This is a genomic window from Pseudomonas sp. NPDC090203, from assembly GCF_044746765.1.
GTDB lineage: Bacteria > Pseudomonadota > Gammaproteobacteria > Pseudomonadales > Pseudomonadaceae > Aquipseudomonas > Aquipseudomonas putida_AD.
The window spans coordinates 108,195-128,166 of record NZ_JBIVCV010000006.1 but is presented as its reverse complement, the minus strand read 5'-3'; the positions used below and the strand labels follow the sequence as shown (position 1 = coordinate 128,166).

19 protein-coding genes are annotated in these 19,972 nt (G+C 62.9%); 13 read left to right on the top strand and 6 right to left on the bottom strand.

The features are described 5' to 3' along the window. The first annotated feature begins 251 nt into the window (after positions 1 to 251). Together ACIPO9_RS12440 and ACIPO9_RS12435 are read left to right on the top strand one after the other, a co-directional pair. Positions 252 to 524, top strand: coding sequence for a DUF1652 domain-containing protein (locus ACIPO9_RS12440; protein ID WP_274133729.1), 273 nt, complete (start codon positions 252 to 254; stop codon positions 522 to 524). 142 nt (positions 525 to 666) lie between these two features. Further along, positions 667 to 996 carry a hypothetical protein gene (locus ACIPO9_RS12435; protein WP_400609332.1) on the top strand — a complete coding sequence of 110 codons (330 nt, stop codon included), beginning with the start codon at positions 667 to 669 and terminating at the stop codon, positions 994 to 996. Positions 997 to 1,062: 66 nt separating this feature from the next. Here ACIPO9_RS12435 and ACIPO9_RS12430 read toward each other — a convergent pair whose 3' ends face one another. Together ACIPO9_RS12430 and ACIPO9_RS12425 are read right to left on the bottom strand one after the other, a co-directional pair. Beyond that, positions 1,063 to 1,749, bottom strand: coding sequence for a tetratricopeptide repeat protein (locus ACIPO9_RS12430; protein ID WP_400609330.1), 687 nt, complete (start codon positions 1,747 to 1,749; stop codon positions 1,063 to 1,065). Positions 1,750 to 1,763: 14 nt separating this feature from the next. Beyond that, the gene (locus ACIPO9_RS12425) at positions 1,764 to 2,429 is read right to left on the bottom strand and encodes a hypothetical protein (protein ID WP_400781172.1); all 666 of its coding nucleotides are present in this window, start codon (positions 2,427 to 2,429) and stop codon (positions 1,764 to 1,766) included. A 232-nt stretch (positions 2,430 to 2,661) separates the two neighbouring features. On the opposite strand from ACIPO9_RS12425, the gene ACIPO9_RS12420 reads away from it, so the two are divergent. The 4 genes from ACIPO9_RS12420 to ACIPO9_RS12405 all read left to right on the top strand — a co-directional run bounded on the left by ACIPO9_RS12420 (position 2,662) and on the right by ACIPO9_RS12405 (position 5,846). Continuing rightward, a complete protein-coding gene (locus ACIPO9_RS12420; RefSeq protein ID WP_274133736.1) occupies positions 2,662 to 3,027 on the top strand; it encodes a type II toxin-antitoxin system RelE/ParE family toxin in 366 nt (121 codons plus the stop codon). Further along, entirely contained in the window at positions 3,011 to 3,331 is a 321-nt protein-coding gene (locus ACIPO9_RS12415) for a helix-turn-helix domain-containing protein (protein ID WP_400781170.1), read from the top strand. Before ACIPO9_RS12420 ends, ACIPO9_RS12415 begins: the two co-directional genes overlap by 17 nt. 131 nt (positions 3,332 to 3,462) lie before the next feature. Then, positions 3,463 to 5,034 (top strand): gamma-glutamyltransferase family protein, encoded by a 1,572-nt coding sequence (locus tag ACIPO9_RS12410; protein WP_400781169.1) that lies wholly within the window; start codon positions 3,463 to 3,465, stop codon positions 5,032 to 5,034. A 119-nt stretch (positions 5,035 to 5,153) separates the two neighbouring features. Further along, positions 5,154 to 5,846 (top strand): GntR family transcriptional regulator, encoded by a 693-nt coding sequence (locus ACIPO9_RS12405; RefSeq protein ID WP_400609420.1) that lies wholly within the window; start codon positions 5,154 to 5,156, stop codon positions 5,844 to 5,846. A gap of 647 nt (positions 5,847 to 6,493) precedes the next feature. Here the strand turns inward: ACIPO9_RS12405 and ACIPO9_RS12400 are convergent. From ACIPO9_RS12400 to ACIPO9_RS12385, 4 genes are read right to left on the bottom strand one after another with little or no spacing between them, the layout of a single operon-like run. Beyond that, positions 6,494 to 7,720: an amidohydrolase family protein gene (locus tag ACIPO9_RS12400; RefSeq protein WP_400781167.1), complete on the bottom strand. Its 1,227-nt coding sequence runs from the start codon at positions 7,718 to 7,720 to the stop codon at positions 6,494 to 6,496. Then, positions 7,717 to 10,209: an ATP-binding cassette domain-containing protein gene (locus ACIPO9_RS12395; protein ID WP_400781165.1), complete on the bottom strand. Its 2,493-nt coding sequence runs from the start codon at positions 10,207 to 10,209 to the stop codon at positions 7,717 to 7,719. The genes ACIPO9_RS12400 and ACIPO9_RS12395 overlap by 4 nt, the downstream gene beginning before the upstream one ends. Next, positions 10,206 to 11,075 (bottom strand): branched-chain amino acid ABC transporter permease, encoded by an 870-nt coding sequence (locus tag ACIPO9_RS12390; protein ID WP_274136331.1) that lies wholly within the window; start codon positions 11,073 to 11,075, stop codon positions 10,206 to 10,208. The genes ACIPO9_RS12395 and ACIPO9_RS12390 overlap by 4 nt, the downstream gene beginning before the upstream one ends. Positions 11,076 to 11,117: 42 nt before the next feature. Beyond that, positions 11,118 to 12,311 (bottom strand): ABC transporter substrate-binding protein, encoded by a 1,194-nt coding sequence (locus ACIPO9_RS12385; protein ID WP_400781162.1) that lies wholly within the window; start codon positions 12,309 to 12,311, stop codon positions 11,118 to 11,120. 241 nt (positions 12,312 to 12,552) lie between these two features. On the opposite strand from ACIPO9_RS12385, the gene ACIPO9_RS12380 reads away from it, so the two are divergent. The 7 genes from ACIPO9_RS12380 (at position 12,553) to xylB (ending at position 19,966) form a co-directional block, all read left to right on the top strand. Then, complete coding sequence (locus tag ACIPO9_RS12380; RefSeq protein ID WP_400609316.1) at positions 12,553 to 12,897, top strand: nuclear transport factor 2 family protein; 345 nt, start codon at positions 12,553 to 12,555, stop codon at positions 12,895 to 12,897. A 155-nt stretch (positions 12,898 to 13,052) separates the two neighbouring features. Further along, positions 13,053 to 13,433, top strand: coding sequence for a hypothetical protein (locus ACIPO9_RS12375; RefSeq protein WP_400781161.1), 381 nt, complete (start codon positions 13,053 to 13,055; stop codon positions 13,431 to 13,433). A 282-nt stretch (positions 13,434 to 13,715) separates the two neighbouring features. Continuing rightward, positions 13,716 to 15,266: a sugar ABC transporter ATP-binding protein gene (locus ACIPO9_RS12370; RefSeq protein WP_400781160.1), complete on the top strand. Its 1,551-nt coding sequence runs from the start codon at positions 13,716 to 13,718 to the stop codon at positions 15,264 to 15,266. A 180-nt stretch (positions 15,267 to 15,446) separates the two neighbouring features. Further along, positions 15,447 to 16,439: a ribose ABC transporter permease gene (locus ACIPO9_RS12365; RefSeq protein ID WP_400781157.1), complete on the top strand. Its 993-nt coding sequence runs from the start codon at positions 15,447 to 15,449 to the stop codon at positions 16,437 to 16,439. Positions 16,440 to 16,497: 58 nt separating this feature from the next. Beyond that, entirely contained in the window at positions 16,498 to 17,439 is a 942-nt protein-coding gene (locus ACIPO9_RS12360) for an ABC transporter substrate-binding protein (RefSeq protein WP_400781155.1), read from the top strand. Between the two features lie 14 nt (positions 17,440 to 17,453). Then, positions 17,454 to 18,452, top strand: a complete 999-nt coding sequence (locus tag ACIPO9_RS12355) for a LacI family DNA-binding transcriptional regulator (RefSeq protein WP_400781153.1) — start codon at positions 17,454 to 17,456, stop codon at positions 18,450 to 18,452. A gap of 29 nt (positions 18,453 to 18,481) precedes the next feature. Then, entirely contained in the window at positions 18,482 to 19,966 is a 1,485-nt protein-coding gene (gene xylB, locus ACIPO9_RS12350) for a xylulokinase (protein WP_400781151.1), read from the top strand. Positions 19,967 to 19,972 lie beyond the last annotated feature (6 nt).

Below are 19,972 nucleotides of genomic sequence, written 5' to 3'. Positions count from 1 at the left end.
CTGCGTAGCAGCAGTAGAATCAGACACCTGCGTCGTGTCAGACAGACCGCGTCCACAGGGTTTACTGCCGCTGCGCGCCAGCCCGCCGGCAAGCCGTGCTGCTACGCCCTGGGGGCAGAAGCGAGGTCCTGTTACATTCGGACATCGTAAATACGGCTGATTCAACGAACCTCTGCTACAACCAATGGGGGTGTCCCGGCACAGCAGTGCCCCTGGATACCCGTTAACCATAATTACAAGGAGTTTTGTCCATGGCCCTGTCTGAACTTGAGTTGCGCCACATCATCGAGCGCAGCTTCCTGCCGCTCCAGTGCAAGTGCTCCATCGATTCGCGTGGTGAGGTTTCCATCGAACTGCTCGATCGCTCGACCGGGTTCAACGTGGCGGCCAGGGGCATTCCCCGTTCGAGGTTCGAATCGTCCCGGGAGTTATCCAGTTTCGTGGCGCAGATGAGAGCGCAATTGTCTTTCGCTAACGCAGGGGAAGCACCTGCCAAGACAAGATCCAGTGGCCGACAGCTCTGATCTGTCCAGCGTGATGAGCCGGTACTATCGCGGCCGGTAATAGTGAGCATCAACAATCAAAAGTTCTGTTTTGCGGGTAGAACCGGAAAATGGCGATATCGAGGCCACTGCCCATCGGCAGGCCGTCCACAGGATATCGCCCATGCGACTTTTGACTTCCTCCGCCTTCTCTGCGGTTTGTGCCCTTGTGCTTGCCGGTTGCGCGTCTGCGCCAAACGAGCCGACGCTGACGCTGGAAACCAGCAAGACGCCCGAACAGTACACCGCCTGCGTGGTGCCCAAGCTGCAAAGCCGTTCGTTGAGCCCGGTGCTGTCGCAGGCCCAGCGGCATTACAAGATCGTGATGTCGAGTTCAGTCACGGCGGACAACGTGATCGAAGCCTACAAGGCCAACAGCGGCGGCAAGGTATTCGTCTATGAGCGCAGCCTGCTGGGCGCAGGGGTCGGGAAAGTCGCGAAAGAGTGTGCCTAGCGCCAGAATTGGCCGGCGAATCCACAGCAGCAGGGCAGACCCGCCGGGCCTGCCTTGCGCCTTCGTTCAGGGCAGTGCGATCTGGTATTCGGCCAGCTTCGTGCGCTGCTCTGCCTCTACGTACTTCTTGTCGACGATCTTGGCGAAGGTCGTGAAGTCGGCCCTGGCGTCGTCCTTGTCGTTCAGGTGGTCATAGGCAACGCCACGCGCATAGTACGCCCAGGCGAAATCCCGCTGGCGTTGCAGCCCGGTGCTGAAGGATTCGGCGGCTTCGCGATACATGCCAAGGTCGTTCAGCGCCAGGCCCAGGTGGTAATAGGTCGGCATGTTGAAACCATTGCCCTTGCCGGCTTCGCCCAGGTTGTTGTCCAGGTTGTACTGAACCAGTTGCAACGCCTTTTTCGGGTTGCCGGCCTTGCGATACATGTAGCTCAGGTCAAGGTATTCCCGAGGGGAGGGCTTGACCGACAGTTGCATCGACTTTTCCTTGGCCACGATGGCCTCGGGGTAGCGATTGAGATTGCCGTAGGCATCGGCCTGCACCAGGTAGATCAGGCTCTGCATCGGGTTGGACAGGGTGTTTTTCTCAAGGCACAGATCGCCTTCCTGCAACACCAGCGGGTAGTTGGTGGCCTTGGAGGCCTGAAGCTGCGCGCGGCAGTGCGCAAGGTTCGGGTTGACCGGTTTCTGCATCCCGGCGCAGCCTGCCAGAAGAGCCGTGCAGGCGATCAGAGCGGTGAAACGAGCATTCATCAGAAACATCCTTGTCAGTCCAGCAGATGGGCGTTGAGGTCAGGGCGATACACCTGCAACAGCGGCGCGGTGACGGTGCCCTGCAACGAGCAGAACACGGTGGTGTGCCCGCCCAGCGGTGGGGTGGTGTCGCCGTTGTCGACCATCAACACCCGGTCGACGAATCCGAACGGCGTCGCCACGCCCGGGCCGGTCAGGCCTTCGGTACGCCACTGGTTGATAGGGTCGCCGATCCGGCGGATCTCGGCGCGAGTGAAAGTCTTGCCCATCGGCACGAAGCGCGAGTTGTCGACGATCAGCGGCTTGAGTCTGGCGGCCACTTCAGTTGGCGTGCCGTCGGCCACGAATCCCCAGAACAGGAAATTGCCGGCGTCCTTGATGGTCTGCGCCTGATTGTAATAACCCACCATGCGCACGCCGTTGACCATCAGCGGGTTCTCGAACGCCTGGTAGTTGCCACCTTCCTGCAAGGGGTTCATCACAGTCGGTGCCTTGACCTTGCCGTAATCACCCAGGCGAATCGTACCGGCCGGCAAACGCGCATCGCGCAGGCCCTCGAAGAAGCTCGCGTCGCAGCGGGAGAACTCGGTCAGCAGTTGTTCGGGAGTGGAGACGGCCTGGGCCTGGGTGGCGCAGGCAATGGCCAGCAGGCCAATACCGGAAAGCAGAGGGCGGAACATGTAAATCATCCGTGACGGGGAAAAGAAGGTTATCGGCGGCGGGAGCCATGACTTTAATGATCAGTTGGGTTTGAGAGAAGTCCTCCAGGGGGCGATGAATGCTCACCGATCCGTTTCCTACGAAATGCGCGGAATAAATCAGCCTTGCCTGTCGCTGGTCAGGAAGGGACCTGCAGGGCATTGAGTGGTATACCACCTAGTGGTAGATTAACTAATGTCGACGGGCTGGCTCATGCTGAACAGGGTATTCAAAACGAAGGGATTTGCTTCGACGGCGACCAAGGCGCTGATCACCGATGCTGATCTCTGTGAAGCAATACAGGAAGTGCTGATGGGACAAGCCGACGACCTTGGCGGTGGGGTATGGAAAAAAAGACTCAACCAGAATCGTCATCGTTCGATCATATTGGCGAGAGGTCGTTGTTATTGGGTCTATCAGTTCCTTTTTGCCAAGCAGGGCCTCAGTAACATCAACAAAAGCGAGTTGGCGACATTCAGACGGCTGGCCAAAGTCTACGAGAGTCTGAGCCCTGCACAGATCCAGCTGTTGGTGGAACGTCAGGACTTCATGGAGATTTGTAATGGCGAAAAAATTTAAAAGTCAGGCACTGGAGTCTGTGCACGAGTCAGCGACCGCACTATTTGAAATCGGCGCGATTGGCAAGGCGACGATGCGCGAGTTCGATGAGGATTGCATCGCTGCGGTTCCTGCTGAAATCGAACCGGCGCAGATCAAGGAAATTCGCGAGCGCAGCCGCGTGAGTCAGCCTGTGTTTGCTCGCTATCTCAACACCAGCACCTCAACGGTCAAGCAGTGGGAGGCGGGGGCAAAACGGCCAGGAGGCATGGCTCTGAAACTGCTGACCATCGTGCAGAAACATGGGCTCGAAATCCTGACTTGAACCTGTACAGATCCTCTGCCTGCCCATAGGCAATGGGTGTTGCCCAATTGCCGAAAGCCCAACGGCACACCTCTTGCTTTGCTAGCTACAGAAAACTAAATAGCTAGCAATATGCAAAAGGACCCTCGCTCATGATCGCGACTTCTCGCCGTGCCGTCATCGCCACTCCCCACGCTGAAGCCAGTGCTGCCGGGCGGCGTGTTCTGGAGGCTGGGGGTACGGCCATTGATGCGATGCTGGCCGCCAGCGCCATGCTCAGCGCAGTTTTTCCGCACATGACCGGCATCGGTGGCGATGCCCTGTGGATGATCCATGATCGCCAGGTGCGCACCATCGTGGGGATCGGTCAGGCAGGAATGCGCTTGCCCGAGGCAGGCAGCATTACCTTGCGCGGGCCAAGTTCGGTGGCTAGCACTGCAGGGGCGCTGGCCAGTTGGCAGACTGCTGCCAATATCAGTCGTCACGAGTGGGGCTCGCGCTTCGGTTGGGCCGACTTGTTGACAGACGCCGCCGTGATGGCGGACGAAGGTGTGCCTGTCTCGCAATCCCAACTGTTCTGGCAGACCCTGCGCCAGCCGTTGATCGAGCAATTGCCCGATCTGCATCGGCTGTGCCGCACCGACGGGCGCTGGATGCGCGAGGGCGATGTGTTGCGCCAGCCTGCGCTGGCGAACACGCTGCGGCATCTGGCTCGCCACGGTGTCGAGGATTTCTACCGGGGCGAGTTGGCCAGTGCATTCGGCGAAACCTTTGCGCGCCTGGGTTGCGGGCTGACCACCGCCGATCTGCGGGCGACACAGGCGCCGGAGGTGGCGCCGGTGTCGGTGCGTTATCGTCAGGGCCGACTGTTCAATGTCGCGCCGCCCAGTCAAGGTTTGTACACCTTGCAGGCCATGGGATCGCTGCAGCACAAACCCCTGGCCGATGTCGCCAATGGCAGCGCCGCGTACTATCACCTGTTGGTCGAAGCGATCAAGCAGGGGTTGCTGCGACGCAATGCACAGCTGTGTGATCCGGGTTTTACTGACTGGGATTTCGCGGCCAGCCTGTCCGATGAAAACCTCGCCCAGTATGCCGCTGCGATCGATGATGAACGCGCCGCTTCGTGGAACGAGCCGGGCCGTCCGGCCGATACCATCTGGATGGCGGCGACCGATGAGCAGGGGCGTACAGCCTGTCTGATCCAGAGCCTGTTCCATGACTTCGGCTCGGGCTGCATTCTGGGCGACACCGGTGTGCTGTGGCAGAACCGCGCCGCCGGTTTCAACGTCGACCCCCGGCACGTCAATGGCTGGGCACCGGGCAAGCGCCCCGCGCATACGCTCAACCCGTCCTGCTATCTGGCGGACGACGGTCGGCGCTTCTTCTTCGGCACCCAGGGCGGCGACGGCCAGCCGCAGACGCAGATGGTGCTGGCGACTCAATTGATCGACTACCGCCAACCCATCGACCGCGCCTTGGGCACGCCGCGCTTTCTCCTGGGCCGCAGCTTTTTCGACAGCACCGATAACCTCAAGCTCGAAGGCGACATCAGCCCTGATGCGGCGGTTGGCCTTGCCGAGCTTGGGCACGAGGTGGAAATGATCGCGCCGCACAGCCCCATGACCGGGCATGCGGGGATCATCAGCATCGAGTGCGACGGTGTTCGTCATGCCATGCACGATCCTCGCGGCGAAGGTGTGGCGTTTGGTCTGGCCGGATAAGCCGGGCGCCATGCACGCCGGGTTTGCCGAGTCCGGGGCGCTGGCGGATAATGCCGGCCGTTGCCCGCTCGCCACTGCTGCGCGTGTGGCAGAAGGTCTTCTGCACGAACGAGGAATGGATGGGCTTGAGCACTGTCACCGCCAAACAGCTTGAAGTGCAGCGTATCGTCGATGCGCTGTACAAGGCCATTGCCCAGCACCGCCTGCCGCCCGGCACGCGGCTGATCGAAGCGCAGATCGTCGAAACCCTGCAAGCCAACCGCAACCATGTCCAGGCAGCGATCCAGCGCCTGGCGTTGCAGAAAGTGGTGACCATCGAGGCCAATCGCGGGGCGATGGTGTCGCAACCGACGGCCAAGGAAGCGCGGGACATTTTCAGTGCGCGGCGGGCCATCGAGCGGGCGATCGTGGAGTCCATCACGCCGGCCATCATGCGCAAGCAGCGCCAGCGCATCGCCACCCACATGAGCAACGAGCGCAAGGCCACCAACGACACCGACCGCCGCGCCATCGTGCGTGAACTCAGCGAGTTCCACCTGATGCTCGGCGCGATCTGCGGCAACACCGTGCTGAGCGACATCCTCGGTAACCTCATGGTGCGCAGCTCTTTGATCGTCGCCCTCTACCAGCGCAACGACGTGCCGTCCTGCGCGTCGGACGAACACCAGCAGATCATCACCGCGCTGGAAGAAGGCGACCACGAAAAAGCCGTGGCCGTGATGATCGAACACCTGGACGAGCTGGAAGGCCAACTGGCACTGGGCGCCGAACCACCGGCCGAGTTCAACCTCAAACAGGCGCTCAGCGACTGAGGAACCGTAGCAGTTCGGCTTGCCGGCGTCGGCGATCGTGAGAACGCCATCGCGGGCAAGCGCGCTCCTACAGGGTTGGGGTGAATTTCATTTTTTTGCCATACCCCAAACCCGTAGCAGCACGGCTTGCCGGCGGGGGCGATTTTGAGGACGCCGACGCCGGCAAGCCGGACTGCTACGGATGACCTGCGCCGGTCTTGTAGGAGCGCGCTTGCCCGCGACGGCGTCCTTGAGATCGCTCCCGCCGGCAAGCCGTGCTGCTACGGGACTGAGTCGTGCGTTTGATTTTGATCTTGGTGCGCGATGGCCCAGACACCGCCGAACGCGACGTAAAGGCGCCAGGCCGAGCGCAGGTGTCGTGTAGGGGGATGAGCGGCAGGGATGCCGCGAAAGCCGTGCGGGCCATGGATGGCCCATCATGGCGTGCCCCCGGAACGACGCCGGAGTCGAGGGAAGTCCGACGAAGGAGGACCCCAGCCAGGAGCAAATGGTTTGCCTACTTTCCCGAAAGAAAGTAGGTCGCCCGTAAGGGGCGAAACCCTAATCAGAGACCACCGCCAAAACGGATATACGCACAATCCCAGCGTCACCCAAAGACGCGGAGCGTCAGACCCACCCGTTACCACGCGGAGCGTGGGAACGATCATTCAACGCGTCCTCAACAACCGCCCCTGCGGCCGCTCAAACGTCCGTATCCCCCGCTTGTACCCCATCAACGGCGCGCTGATTTCAGCGATCACCGCCGCAGGCGAGGGCGCATCGAACACGATGAAATCGGCCTGGCACCCAGCATCCAACCCATAGTCCGTCAGCCGCAACAGCCGCGCCGATTCGCTCGACACCCAGGCCAGACACTGCAACAACTCAGGCCCCGTCCCCAACTGACTGACATTGGCAAACAGATTAGCCTGCCGAACCAGCGAAGCATCACCGTACGGCGTGAACGGATTGCCGATGTTATTGGTCGACAGCGAACAGGTCACCCCACAGCCATGCAGGTGAGCCAGCGGCGCCAGCCCTCGGGGCTTGTTGTGGAAATGCTCGCGACCGGTCAGGAACAGATCGGTGCTGGGCAGGCACGTCACCTGCACCCCGACTTCCGCCAGCCGCACCCCCAGCGACATCAGATCCTCCATCGGCAACGCCGACAGCTTGGTAGCGTGGCCGACCGTCACCCGGCCACCCCAGCCATGGCGCTCGGTACAACGGGCGACGTGGTCGATGGTCATGCCCTGCGGGTTGAGGTCGAAATCCAGGTGCAAATCCAGGTCACAGTCGTACTCCACCGCCAGCTCGAACAGCCGCTCGATCTGCCCCAGCGGATCGCTGTCGGTGTAAGGGCAGCCACCCAGCACCGTCGCACCGTTTTCCAGACCGTGGCGCAGCAGCGCCTCGGTGCCCGGATTGTTGAGCAGACCCTCCTGGGGAAACACGCAGATTTCCAGGGTGATGGCCCACGCGTAATCCGCTTGCAGGCGCTTGATGGCGGCGAACCCGATCAGGCCGATCTGCGGGTCGAGTTCGACGTGGGTGCGCATGTAGCTGGTGCCCTGCATGATCGCCTTGTCCAGCACCGTGGCGCCGCGCAGGTAGACGTCCTCTTCGGTGAATTCGGCCTTGGCGGCGCGGGTCTGTTGCACGGCTTCGGCCAGGGTCCCGGCCTGCAACTGGCAGCGCTGCATGATGCACGCCTTGTCCAGATGAATATGGGTTTCGATCAGGCCGGGCAGCAGCAGCCGGCCTTCAAGATCAAGGTGTTCACCCAGGCTAGAGTCCCGGCTCAAGGCATGAACGAAGCGCCCGTTTTCCACGTACAGCGTGGTCGGTGTCGGGTCATTGCCCACCCGGGCGTTGCTGATCATCAAGGTGCTCATGCGCAGGCTCCTTCGCCCAGATAGGCCGCCGCCAGTTCGCCATCCTCACGCAGCTCGGCGGCGGTGCCGGACTTGATCACCTGGCCGGTCTCCAGCACATAAGCGCGGTCGGCGACCTGCAGCGCGAGGTTGGCCATCTGGTCCACCAGCAACAGGGTCACGCCCTCGTCGCGCAGGGCGGCCAGTGCGTCGTACAACTCGCCGATCATCGAAGGGGAGAGGCCTAGCGATGGTTCGTCCAGGAGCAGGATTTTCGGCTTGGCCATCAGGCCGCGACCCACCGCCACCATTTGCTGTTCGCCGCCGGACAGCAGGCCGGCAGGGCTGTCGATACGGTCCCGCAGGCGCGGGAAACGGTGCAGGATCGCTTCGATTTCCGCATCCGCGTCCACCGCGTCGCGCCGTGAATAACTGCCCAGCAGCAGGTTGTCGCGCACACTCAAGTAAGGGAACACCTGCCGGCCTTCGGGCACCAGCGCCAGGCCCTGGCCTGCGATAGTGCTGGCGCTGGCCTGCTCGATGTTTTCGTTGTCCAGCAGGACGCTACCGCCCGAGGCGCGGTGCAGGCCGGCCAGGCATTGCAGGATGCTGGATTTGCCCGCGCCGTTGGCACCCAGGATGGCGACCAGCTCACCGGGATTGACCACCAGGTTGACCTTGTTGACCACCGGCGCTGCGCCGTAATCAATCACCAGATCCTTCACGTACAGGCGCGCATCGCGGCTGCCGTTCCAGGCCTCACCCCTTGGCGTGGCCTCATACTCGGTGCCACCCAGATAGGCCGCGATCACCCGTTCGTCCTGCTGCACCTGGGCCGGTGTGCCCACGGTGATCGGCTTGCCGGCGTCGAGCACTAGCAGGCGTTCGGACACCGCCATGACCAGCGCCATGTCGTGCTCCACCAGAATCACCGTCAGGCCAAACTGCGCCAGTTGTCGCAACAGCACGGCCAGTGCATCGGTATCGCGGCGGCTCAGGCCCGCAGCCGGCTCATCGAGCAGCAATACGGCGGGCGCGGTGGCCAGTGCCCGGGCGATTTCCACCAGGCGGCGGTCGACGTGGGGCAGGTCTTCGGCGGGAATATTGACCGCACCCCGGTAACCGACCAGTGCCAGCAGGTCGAGGGCCAGCGCCTTTTGCGCAGCGCCTGGGTGGCTGAAGATCTGGCCCAGCCGGCCTTGCTGCATCGCCACCAGCACGTTATCCAGCACTGACATTTCGCCGAACAGCTGGGTGGTCTGGTAGGTGCGGGCGATGCCGGCCCGTGCGGTTTTCCAGGCGGGCAGCCCGGCCAGCGGTTGATCGAGGTCGATCTCTCCGCTGTCGGGGGCGTAGAAGCCGCTGATCATGTTCAGCACGGTGGTTTTCCCCGCGCCGTTGGGACCGATGATGCTGGTGATGCTGCCAGCCGGTGCGTGCAGGCTGACCTGTTGCGCGGCCTGCACGCCGCCGAAGCGAATGCCGATATCGCGAATGTGCAGGCCGTCGCGGTTCTTGCGCTGGCCAAGGTGCCGGGCGATGCGACCGTGGTCGATCCGGACCGGTGGCGTCAGCGGCGTCGGCTTGACCCAGCGGCGGGCGAGGGCGCCGAGCAAGCCGTTGGGGGCAATCCACAACACCACCAGCAGCAGTACCGAGAAAATCAGCAGGCGGTATTCGGCGAAACCCGACAGCAACTCGGGTACCAGCACGATCAGCAGCGCGCCCAGCACCGGGCCGAACAGCGTGCCGCTGCCACCGACGATCACCGCGAGCACGAACAGGATCGACTGCGAAAACGGAAACGACTCGGGGTTGATGAACATCAGCAATGGCGCGAGCAAGGCACCGGCCAGCCCAGTGAGCAGTGCCGACAGGGCGAAGGCCAGGGTTTTGCTGACCACCGGGTTGAAGCCCAGCGAACGCGCGGCGATCTCCGACGCCTTGACCGCGCGCATGGCCTTGCCCCAGCCGCTGTGATGCAGGCGCCGGTAGAACGCCAGTGCGCCGATCATCAGCGCCGTGGCAATCAGCGCCAGCAGGATCGAGGGATCGAGCCCGGCGAAGTCAGGCAGCGGAATGCCCATCAAGCCATTGGAGCCACCTGTGACGTCACGCCACTCGATCAGGCTGTGATGCACCACGAACGAAAAGGCGATGGTGATCATCGCCAGATACGGCCCCGAGACGCGCAGCGCAGGAATCGCCAGCAAGGCGCCAACGGCACCCGCCACCACACCGGCCGCGGGCACTGCCAGCCACAGAGGCAGGCCGGCCAGGGTCATCAGTGCCGAAATGTACGCACCGATGGCGTAGAAGGCGATGTGACCGAAGGAAATCTGGCCACTGAGACCGATCAGCACGTTGAGGCCGACACCCACCACTGCAGCCAGTGCGCAGAGGGTGAAGACCAGCAGCGAATAGCTGTCGAGCATGAACACGGCCACCACGCTGGCAATCGCCAGCAGTGCGATGGAAGCGGGGGCGAGCAGGGTTTTCGGGTCTTTCATACTTTCACCAGTGCCTGTTTGCCGAACAGCCCGTTGGGACGAATCGCCAGGGCCAGAATGACTAGCGCGAAGGTAAAGATCTGGGTGAAGGCCGAGCCGAAATACAGCGTTATCAGCGCCTCGGTCAGGCCGAACAGCAGCCCTGCACCGAACACGCCGCCCGCGCTGGAAATCCCGCCGAGAATCGCCACCGCAAAGGCCTTGAGCCCGAACAACATGCCCATCTCGGCGTTGACGCTGAACAGCGGCGCGATCAGCAGCCCCGCGACGGCGGCGAAAACGGTAGAGATCGCGAAGGCGATGGCCACCACCCGGTTGACGTTGATGCCCATCAGCATCGCCGCACGGGGATTCTGCACGCAGGCCTCCAGCACCTTCCCCAGCCGGGTGTAGCGACGCACCACCAGCAGGGCCAGGGCAATCGCCGCGCCCACCAGCGGGATCAACAGTTGCAAGGCTCCGACGCCGTTGCCGAACAACTCGACCTTGAGGCTGACCAGGCTGCTTTCGAACTGCCGTGGCTCCTTGCCGAAGGTGAACAGCGCCAGGTTGTCCACCAGAATCCCGCCCGCCACCGTCGCCATCAGCCAGGCCTGGGAGCCGCGGCTATGAAAAGGCCGCACCAGCCAGCGTTCGATGGCCAGGCCGTAGATCGCGCTGAGCAGCAGCGTCAGGGGCAGCGCCAGCCAGAGCGACAGGCCCCAGGTGATGCACAGCGTGTAACCCAGCACCGCGCCGACCATCATGGCACTGCCCTGGGCGAAATTGACGGTGCGCGAGACCACGTAAGTCAGGTGAAATCCCAGGGCCAGCAGCGCGTACATGCTGCCCAGTCCGAGGCCGGTAACGATGGCGGCGGTGAACATGGCGTGATTCCTTAAGGCGTGAAAACAGCTCGGTCAGGCGGGTCAGGGTTTGGCGTTCAGCGGCACGATCTGATCGCCGACGAACTGGGTGAACACGTAGTCGTCAGGCCCCAGGGCATCGTGTTTCTGCGCCGTGAAGGGCTGTTTGTAGTCTTTGATCAGGCCGTCGTAGTCGGTGATCCCGTAGAAGCCGTCACGCACCGCGCGGCCCTCGGTGTTGCCGGCCTTGGCGATGGCCAGCGCGCTCAGGTGCAAGGCGTCGTAGGCGTTGGCGATACCCACTGCAGGGGTGACATCGGCCAGGGTCTTGATCTGCGGGTAGGCGGTCTTCAGCGAAGCGAGCAGGGCGTCGCCTTTGGGGTTGTTGTGATCGGTGAACACGTAGGTCTGGATGAAGTGCACGCGCGACGCGCCAGGACCTGCCAGCTCTCCGAAACGTCCGCCCGCCGGGCCCCAGTGCGAAACCACCGGGACGTCCCAGCCCATGCGGTCGAGGGATTTGACCACCTGCGCCGACGGGCCGACGTTACCGACCATCAACAGGGTGTCGGCACCGGCATTCTTCAGGCGCGTCAGTTGCGGCACCACGTCCAGGTCACTGTCCTGAATGCGCTCGACCCCGGCGTTCTCCAGGCCGCGTTTTTCCAGGGCACGCTTGAAGCCCGCCTCGTTGGATTCGCCCCAGGGGTTGTTGATCAGGATCATGCCTGGCTTCTTCATGCCCTGGCTCGCGCCGTACTTGACCAGTGCTTCGTCCACCAGCTCATCGACCGCCGAGACGCGAAACACGTAGTTGTCCGCCGCGCCGTTCTCGGTGATCTTGGTGCCGGCTGCCCAGATGCCCATGAACGGCACTTTCATCTGGTTGGCCAGCGGCACGATGGCCAGCGACACCGGAGTGTCCAGGCCACCGAACAGCACCGTGACCTTCTCGCGCTGGATCAGCTCACGGGCCGCCAGCATGCCTTTGGACGGGTTGCTTTCATCGTCCCGGCGCACCAGTTCCAGCGGCCGCCCCAGCACACCACCCTTGGCATTGACCTCGTCGATGGCCATGGTCAGGCCACGGGTCAAGGCTTCACCGGATTTGGCCGATTGGCCCGAAAGCGCCGCCACCAGGCCGACCTTGATCGGTGGTTCAGCAGCCTGGGCGCTGGCCGACAGGGCCAGTTGCAGGGAGAAAGCCGCAGCCACGGGGAACAACAGACGCTGCACGTTTGGAAGCCGGAATGACATGGGTGATTCTCCTGATTGCTAGCACTTGTAAATTTATTGCTAGCAAGTAGGATGCCAGTTCAAGGCCGCCTGAAATCCTTGTCTGGCGCGGGGTCTGCCCCGGTTATACGCTCCAAAACAAGGCGCCTTGCACCACGTGGAGGCATTCGGCCTATCAACGTCCATCGATGAAGCAGGAGAGTGGAAGATGTCGGAAGCGAACAAAGATGTTCAGATTGTTAGCAATTTTCTGGAAGCGTCCATGGCCCCGGATCCGGTACGTGCCGCGACCTTCATGAGTGATGACGTGAAGATTACTTTCACCGGTGGCCGCGCCATGCCCGACCCGCAGACCATTACCGGCTTCAACGGCGCGCGTTACGCCTGGGTGAAGAAAGCCCTGGGCAACTTCGACTGGATGGACCGCGGCGATCACACCGTGGTGTATTCCAACGGCACGTTGTACGGCGAGTGGCCGGACGGCCGCAGTTTCTCCGGTAATCGCTACCTGGATCGCTTCGAAGTGCGTGACGGCAAGATCACCCGAATGGATGTGTGGAACGACAGCGCGGAGTGGATCCTGACGCCCGAGATTGCCAAGGCGTAGACACAGGATGCGGGCCTGAAAAAATATTCTTCAGCAGGGTGGAATAAACACCCCGCCCAAACGTTTACCTAGGACTGCCGCATCAATCGGCAGCGGGAGCCTGGGAGGTTTCTGGCATTGCTCCCCCAATCAAGAACAACATCAAGGAGTTCACCATGCTGAAGAAATTCATCCTCACCGCCGCCGTTGCCTTGACCTGCGCATCGAGCCTGGCGTTTGCCGCGGCGCCTGCCATGACCGGCAAGACCGACAAAGGCGAAGTGCTCACCGACCACAAGGGCATGACCCTCTACACCTTCGACAAAGACAGCGGCGGCAAGTCGATGTGTAACGGCGATTGCGCCACCAACTGGCCGCCGCTGATGGCCGGTGCCGGAGCCAAGGACGAAGGTGGCTACACCGTCGTGACCCGTGACGACGGCAGCAAGCAGTGGGCCTACAAGGGCAAGCCGCTGTACACCTGGGTCAAGGACAAGAAAGCCGGTGATGCTACCGGTGATGGCGTCAAGAACGTCTGGCACGTTGTCAAACCCTGATTCCACCTGACACCTGAAACGTCTTGCTCACGAATGATCGATCCGTGAGCAAGGCGTTTTTTTTCAGGGGTGAAAAGCAAGCGCTTGCGTGAATCGTTTCAGCTGGTCTAGAGTGTTTCAAATCAAGTCCGCTGGGCCGCCGACAACCAAGTGGCCAGCCAGCGACACGAAAAAACAAGAACAAGAAACCTCGGAGATTCGCATGAACAGCTTGCCTGCTCTGTCGCCGCGTGTTTTTGCTGTGCGCGCTGCCGCCAATTCCCTCGTTCCGGGTGCTCGACCATGAGCGCCGTCCTCCAGGAAAATCCCGTACCCGTACTGGAAATGTCTGCCATTTCCAAGACCTTCAATGGCCTGCGCGTGCTGAAAAACGTGGCGCTGAAGGTCTATGCCGGCGAAGTCCATGCGTTGATGGGCGAAAACGGCGCGGGCAAATCGACCTTGATGAAAATCCTTTCCGGCGCCTATCAGGCCGATGCCGGTAGCGAGATTCGCATCGACGGTCAACCGCTGGCCGCCTTCGATCCATTGACCGCCAAAGAACGCGGCATCGCGGTGATCTATCAGGAGCTGAGCCTGTGCCCGAACCTCAGCGTCGCCGAGAACATTTACCTGGGCCGTGAGCTGCGGCGCGGCTGGAGCATCGACCGCAAGGCCATGGAGGAGGGTTGCGTCGAAGTGCTCGCTCGCCTTGGCGCCGATTTCAAGCCATCGACCAAGGTCAGCGTGCTGTCCATTGCCGAGCGGCAACTGGTGGAAATTGCCCGGGCACTGCACGCCAAGGCGAAGATCCTGGTGATGGATGAGCCGACCACGCCCCTGTCTTCCCGCGAGACCGACCGCTTGTTCGCGCTCATCAAGCAGTTGCGCGACCAGGGCCTGGCGATCATCTACATCAGCCATCGCATGGCGGAAATCTACGAGTTGTCGGACCGGGTGTCGGTACTGCGCGACGGTGAATACGTCGGCATGTTGCAGCGCGACGGGCTGTCCGCCGAGACGCTGGTGAAGATGATGGTGGGCCGCGATCTTTCCGGTTTCTACAAGAAGGAGCACGCCCCGTACGATCCCGGCGAGGTGGTAATGCGGGTGCGCGACATGGCCGATGGCAAACGCGTGAAACCGTGCAGTTTCGACCTGCACGCCGGCGAGGTGCTGGGCATCGCAGGGTTAGTCGGGGCCGGTCGCACGGAACTGGCGCGGCTGATCTTTGCCGCCGATCCGCGCACTTCAGGCACGCTGGAAATCGCCGGGAAAGCGGTCGGCGATCTGCGCACGCCCACCGATGCGATCAAGGCCGGCGTGGTCTATCTCACCGAGGACCGGAAGGCCCAGGGCCTGTTTCTGGACATGAGCGTGCGCGACAACATCAACGTCTGTGCCTGCGTGCCCGACGCCCATGCTGGCGGCGTGCTGGATCGCGGGCGCGGCGCGCAGCGGGCGGTGGAGGCGATCCGTTCACTGTCGATTCGCGTGGCGTCGGGCAAGGTCAACGTCGGGGCGCTGTCCGGGGGCAACCAGCAGAAGGTCTTGCTGGCGCGGCTGCTGGAGGTCAAACCCCATGTGCTGATCCTCGATGAGCCGACTCGCGGCGTGGACATCGGCTCGAAATCCGAGATCTACCGCATCATCAATGAGCTGGCCAAGGCCGGTGTGGGGATCGTGGTGATCTCCAGCGAACTGCCGGAAATCATCGGCACCTGCGATCGGGTGCTGGTCATGCGCGAGGGGCAGTTGGTGGCGGAGGTGGGCGGAGCGTCAGGGCAGGTGATTTCCCAGGAGCGGATCATTGATCTGGCGACTGGGGGTGAGCAGGTGGCCGAACATGTTTGAACAGCCCGGCATGTCCACCCCGAACGCCCATGATTGTTCGCCGAACACCTGTAGGAGCCCGCTTGCCCGCGATGGCGGTGTGTCATCGAACACCCCATGCCCTGACACACCGCGGTCGCGGGCAAGCGCGCTCCTACAAAATTCTTAACCCTCGATAACAAAAACAAAGGAGGCCAGCCCATGAGTCTGACCCTGGAAAACTCGCCAAGCGTGGCCGCCATCAGCAAGCGCGAACGTGCCCGTGAACTGATGCGCACCTTAGGGATGCTGCCGGTGCTGCTGTTGCTGCTGGTGGGCTTTGCCCTGATGACCGATAGCTTCATGACCTGGCAGAACCTGTCGATCATTACCCAGCAGGCGTCGGTCAACGTGGTGCTCGCTGCGGGCATGACCTTCGTGATTCTCACGGCGGGTATCGACCTGTCGGTGGGCGCGATTCTGGCCGCCTCGGCGGTGGTTGCATTGCAGGTCTCGCTGTCGCCGCAGTTCGGCATGCTGGGAATCGTCGCAGGCGTCGGATTCGGCCTGCTGCTGGGCCTGGTCAATGGCGGCCTGATCGCCTTCATGCGCCTGCCGCCGTTCATCGTGACCCTGGGCGCGCTGACCGCCATGCGGGGCCTGGCCCGTTTGCTGGCCGACGACAAGACCGTGTTCAACCCAGACCTGCCGTTCGCCTTCATCGGCAACGATTCGCTGCTGGGCGTGCCGTGGCTGGTGATTATCGCCATCGCTGTCATCGTCATCTCCTGGTTCATCCTGCGCCGCACGGTGATGGGCGTGCAGATCTACTCGGTGGGCGGCAACCCTGAAGCGGCGCGGCTTTCCGGGATCAAGGTGTGGAAGGTGCTGCTGTTCGTCTACGCGCTGTCCGGCGCACTGGCAGGCCTGGGAGCGGTGATGAGTGCATCGCGGCTGTTCGCTGCCAACGGCCTGCAACTGGGGCAGTCCTACGAGCTGGACGCCATCGCGGCGGTGATCCTGGGCGGTACCAGTTTCACCGGTGGCGTCGGCACTATCGGCGGCACGCTTATCGGCGCGCTGATTATCGCGGTGCTGACCAACGGCCTGGTGCTGCTGGGCGTCTCGGATATCTGGCAGTACATCATCAAGGGCATCGTGATCATCGGGGCGGTGGCGCTGGACCGTTATCGCCAGTCGGGGGCGCGGACGTAACCCAGCTTGTCCCAGGGTTCAAAAAATGCGTTTCAACAACAATCACAAGAGAGAAAACATGAACTTCAAACGCAAATTTCCTGCTGTCGTTTCCCTGTGCCTGGCCGCGTTTCTCGCCCAGGGCGTCGAGGCCCGCGAGCTGAAATCGGTGGGCATCACCCTGGGGTCGCTGGGCAATCCGTATTTCGTCACCCTGGCCGACGGCGCCAAGGCCAAGGCCCAGGAGATCAACCCCAACGTCAAGGTCACCTCGGTGTCTGCCGACTATGACCTGAGCAAGCAGTTCTCGCAGATCGACAACTTCATCGCTGCCGGCGTCGATCTGATCCTGATCAACGCCGTGGACCCGAACGCCATTGCCTCGGCTGTGATGAAAGCGCAGAAGGCCGGCATCAAGGTCGTGGCCGTAGACGTCAACGCCGCCAAGGTCGATGCCACGGTGCAGACCGACAACGTCGAGGCTGGCAAGCTGGCCTGCCAGTTCATCGTCGACAAGCTTTCGGGCAAGGGCAACGTCATCATCGAGAACGGCCCGCAAGTGACTGCCGTGACCGACCGCGTCACCGGTTGCAAGGCCGCCTTCGCCGCCGCGCCTGACATCAAGATCCTCTCCGACGACCAAGACGCCAAAGGCTCCCGCGACGGCGGCCTGAATGCCATGCAGGGCTACCTGACGCGCTTCCCGAAAATCGACGGCCTGTTCGCGATCAACGACCCGCAAGCCATCGGCAGCGATCTGGCGGCCAAGCAGCTCAAGCGCAGCGGCATCGTCATCACCTCGGTGGACGGTGCGCCGGACATCGAGCACGCGCTCAAGTCCGACACCCAGATCCAGGCTTCGGCCAGCCAGGACCCATGGGCCATGGCTCAGCAGGCGGTGGTGATCGGCAACGACCTGCTCAATGACAAGAAGCCGGCTGAAGCGGTGACTCAACTCACGCCGAAACTGATCACCCGCGACAACATAGGCACCTACAGCGGCTGGTCGAGCAAGCATTAAGAAAGGGGACGTCCGTGGTCAAGATGGAGGACGTGGCGCGGCGGGCGCGGGTGTCGACTTCGACGGTGTCCCATGTGCTCAACGGTACGCGCAAGGTCAGCCCGGAAACGGTCGTGGCGGTGCAGCAGGCGGTCAGGGAGCTGGGCTACATTCCCAACACCCTGGCCCGCTCGCTGGCCCGTTCGCGCACCAATACCATTGGCGTGGCGATTTCGGCGCTGTCCAACCACTACTTCAGCGAGACGGTGCACGCCATCGAAACCGAGTGCGCGCGCCACGGCATCATGATGCTGTTTGTCGACACCCACGATGATCCGGCCCAGGAACTGCGCGTGGTCGAGGCGCTGCATCATCGGCGCGCGGACGGGATTCTGCTGGCGCCGTCCAGCGATCCACAGCAGGCGGCACTGGCCTACCTGCAGGCCAATGCGATTCCTGCGGTGCTGGTGGACCGGCTGGCGCCGCAAGGCTTCGATCAGGTCGGGGTGGAGAACCGGCACTCGACCCGGGAACTGGTGGCGCACCTGATCGGTCACGGCCACCGACGCATCGGCATGATCGCCGGGCATCGCGGTCTGAGCACTACCGAGGAGCGCATCGAGGGGTATCGGCTGGCGCTGGCGGATGCCGGGATCGCCTTCGACCAGGCGCTGCTGGTCAACGGCGAATCCAACAGTGAGTCGGCGCGCCGGGCAGCCTCGTCGCTGCTGGCATTGGCCACGCCACCGACTGCGATCATGGCGGCCAATAACCTGATGACCATCGGCGCCATGCATGCGCTGCGGGACGCCAGGATCCAGGTCCCTGAACAGATGGCGCTGGTGGGCTTCGATGACTTCGACTGGGCCGATTTCTTCCAGCCGCGCCTGAGCGTCATCGCCCAGCCGGTGCAGGCCCTGGGTGAGCGTGCGGTGCAGTTGCTGTTGCAGCGCATCGCTCATCCTGATGGGCCGCGGCAGTCGGAACACCTGCCTGCCAGCCTGAAAATTCGCAATTCATGCGGGTGCCATTGAGCATTCGCGCTGACAGGAACTGAACGTAGATGAGTCAAGTTGTCTCGCTGGGCATCGACCTGGGCACCTCGGAACTCAAGGCCATTCTGCTCGATGCCAAAGGTCAGGTGCTGGGGCGGGCAGGGGCACGGCTGAACGTTTCGCGTCGGCAGCCGGGCTGGTCGGAACAGAACCCCGAGCATTGGTGGCAGGCGTGCGTGGAAGCCCTGGCGGCCTTGCGTGCCAGCCAGCCTCAGGCCTGGGCGCGCATTGCCTGCGTGGGGTTGTCGGGGCAGATGCACGGCGCGGTGCTGGTCGATGCCCGCGATCAGGTGCTGTATCCGGCGGTGCTCTGGGACGATTCGCGAGCCGTGGCCGAAGCCGATCGCTTGAACCGGGATTTTCCGGGCTATGCCCAGGTCACTGGCAGCCTGGCCATGGCCGGGCTGACCGCACCGAAACTGCTGTGGTTGCAGCAGCACGAGCCCGAGGTCTTCGCGCGGATCGACTGCGTGCTGTCGCCCAAGGATTATCTGCGCCTGCTGCTGACCGGCGAGCGCGTCAGCGACATGTCCGATGCCGCCGGTACGCTGTGGCTGGACGTGGCACGACGCCGCTGGCACGAGCCGATGCTGCATGCCTGCGGCCTGACCCTCAAACAGATGCCTCGGCTGCTGGAGGCCGATCAGTTGTCCGCTCGCCTGAATACCGAGGCTGCGCAGGCGCTGGGCTTACCCAAGGGTTTGCCGGTGGCGGCGGGCGGTGGTGACAACCCGGTGTCGGCGGTGGGCATCGGCGCGGTCAACGCAGGGGATGCCTTCGTCACCCTGGGCACCAGCGCTGCCATCGTGGCGATCACCGATCACGCGGCGGGCAATCCGCCAAGCGCGGTGCACAGTTTCTGCCATGCGCTGCCGGGGCGTTGGTACACCATGGGTGCGATGCTCGCCGGTGCCAGTTGCCTGCGCTGGGTGACGCGCCTGCTCGGGCAGCCCGATGAGCAGACGCTACTGGACCTGGTGCACAGCGCCGTGCCCATCGAGCAGCCGGTGGCGGTCAGCGCTCCGATGTTCCTGCCGTATCTGGCAGGCGAGCGCACACCGCACAATGATCCCTCTTTGCGCGGCGGCTTCATGGGCCTGGGCCACGACAGCACGCCTGCGATGCTGGGTTATGCAGTACTTGAGGGGGTCGGGTTCGGGCTGCTGGACGCGATGAATGCGGCGCTGTCTGCCGGCGCTGCGGTGAACGCCTGCGCCTTGGTCGGCGGTGGGGCGCGCAGCGAATACTGGGCGCAACTGCTGGCCAACATCCTGGACCGCGAGGTGTACACCCTGCACGGCAGCGAATCGAGCGCGTGCATTGGCGCGGCGAAACTGGGCTTTCTGGCCATCGGGCAGGGGGTGGACGTCGAGGCCGGGTTGGAGGTCAAGGCGCGCTACCTGCCCAACGCCGATGTGCAGCCTGCGCTGCGGGCGCGCCATGTGAAGTTTCGTGGCTTGCTGCCTGCGACCCGAGATTTTTCCCGCCCGTAACTGATC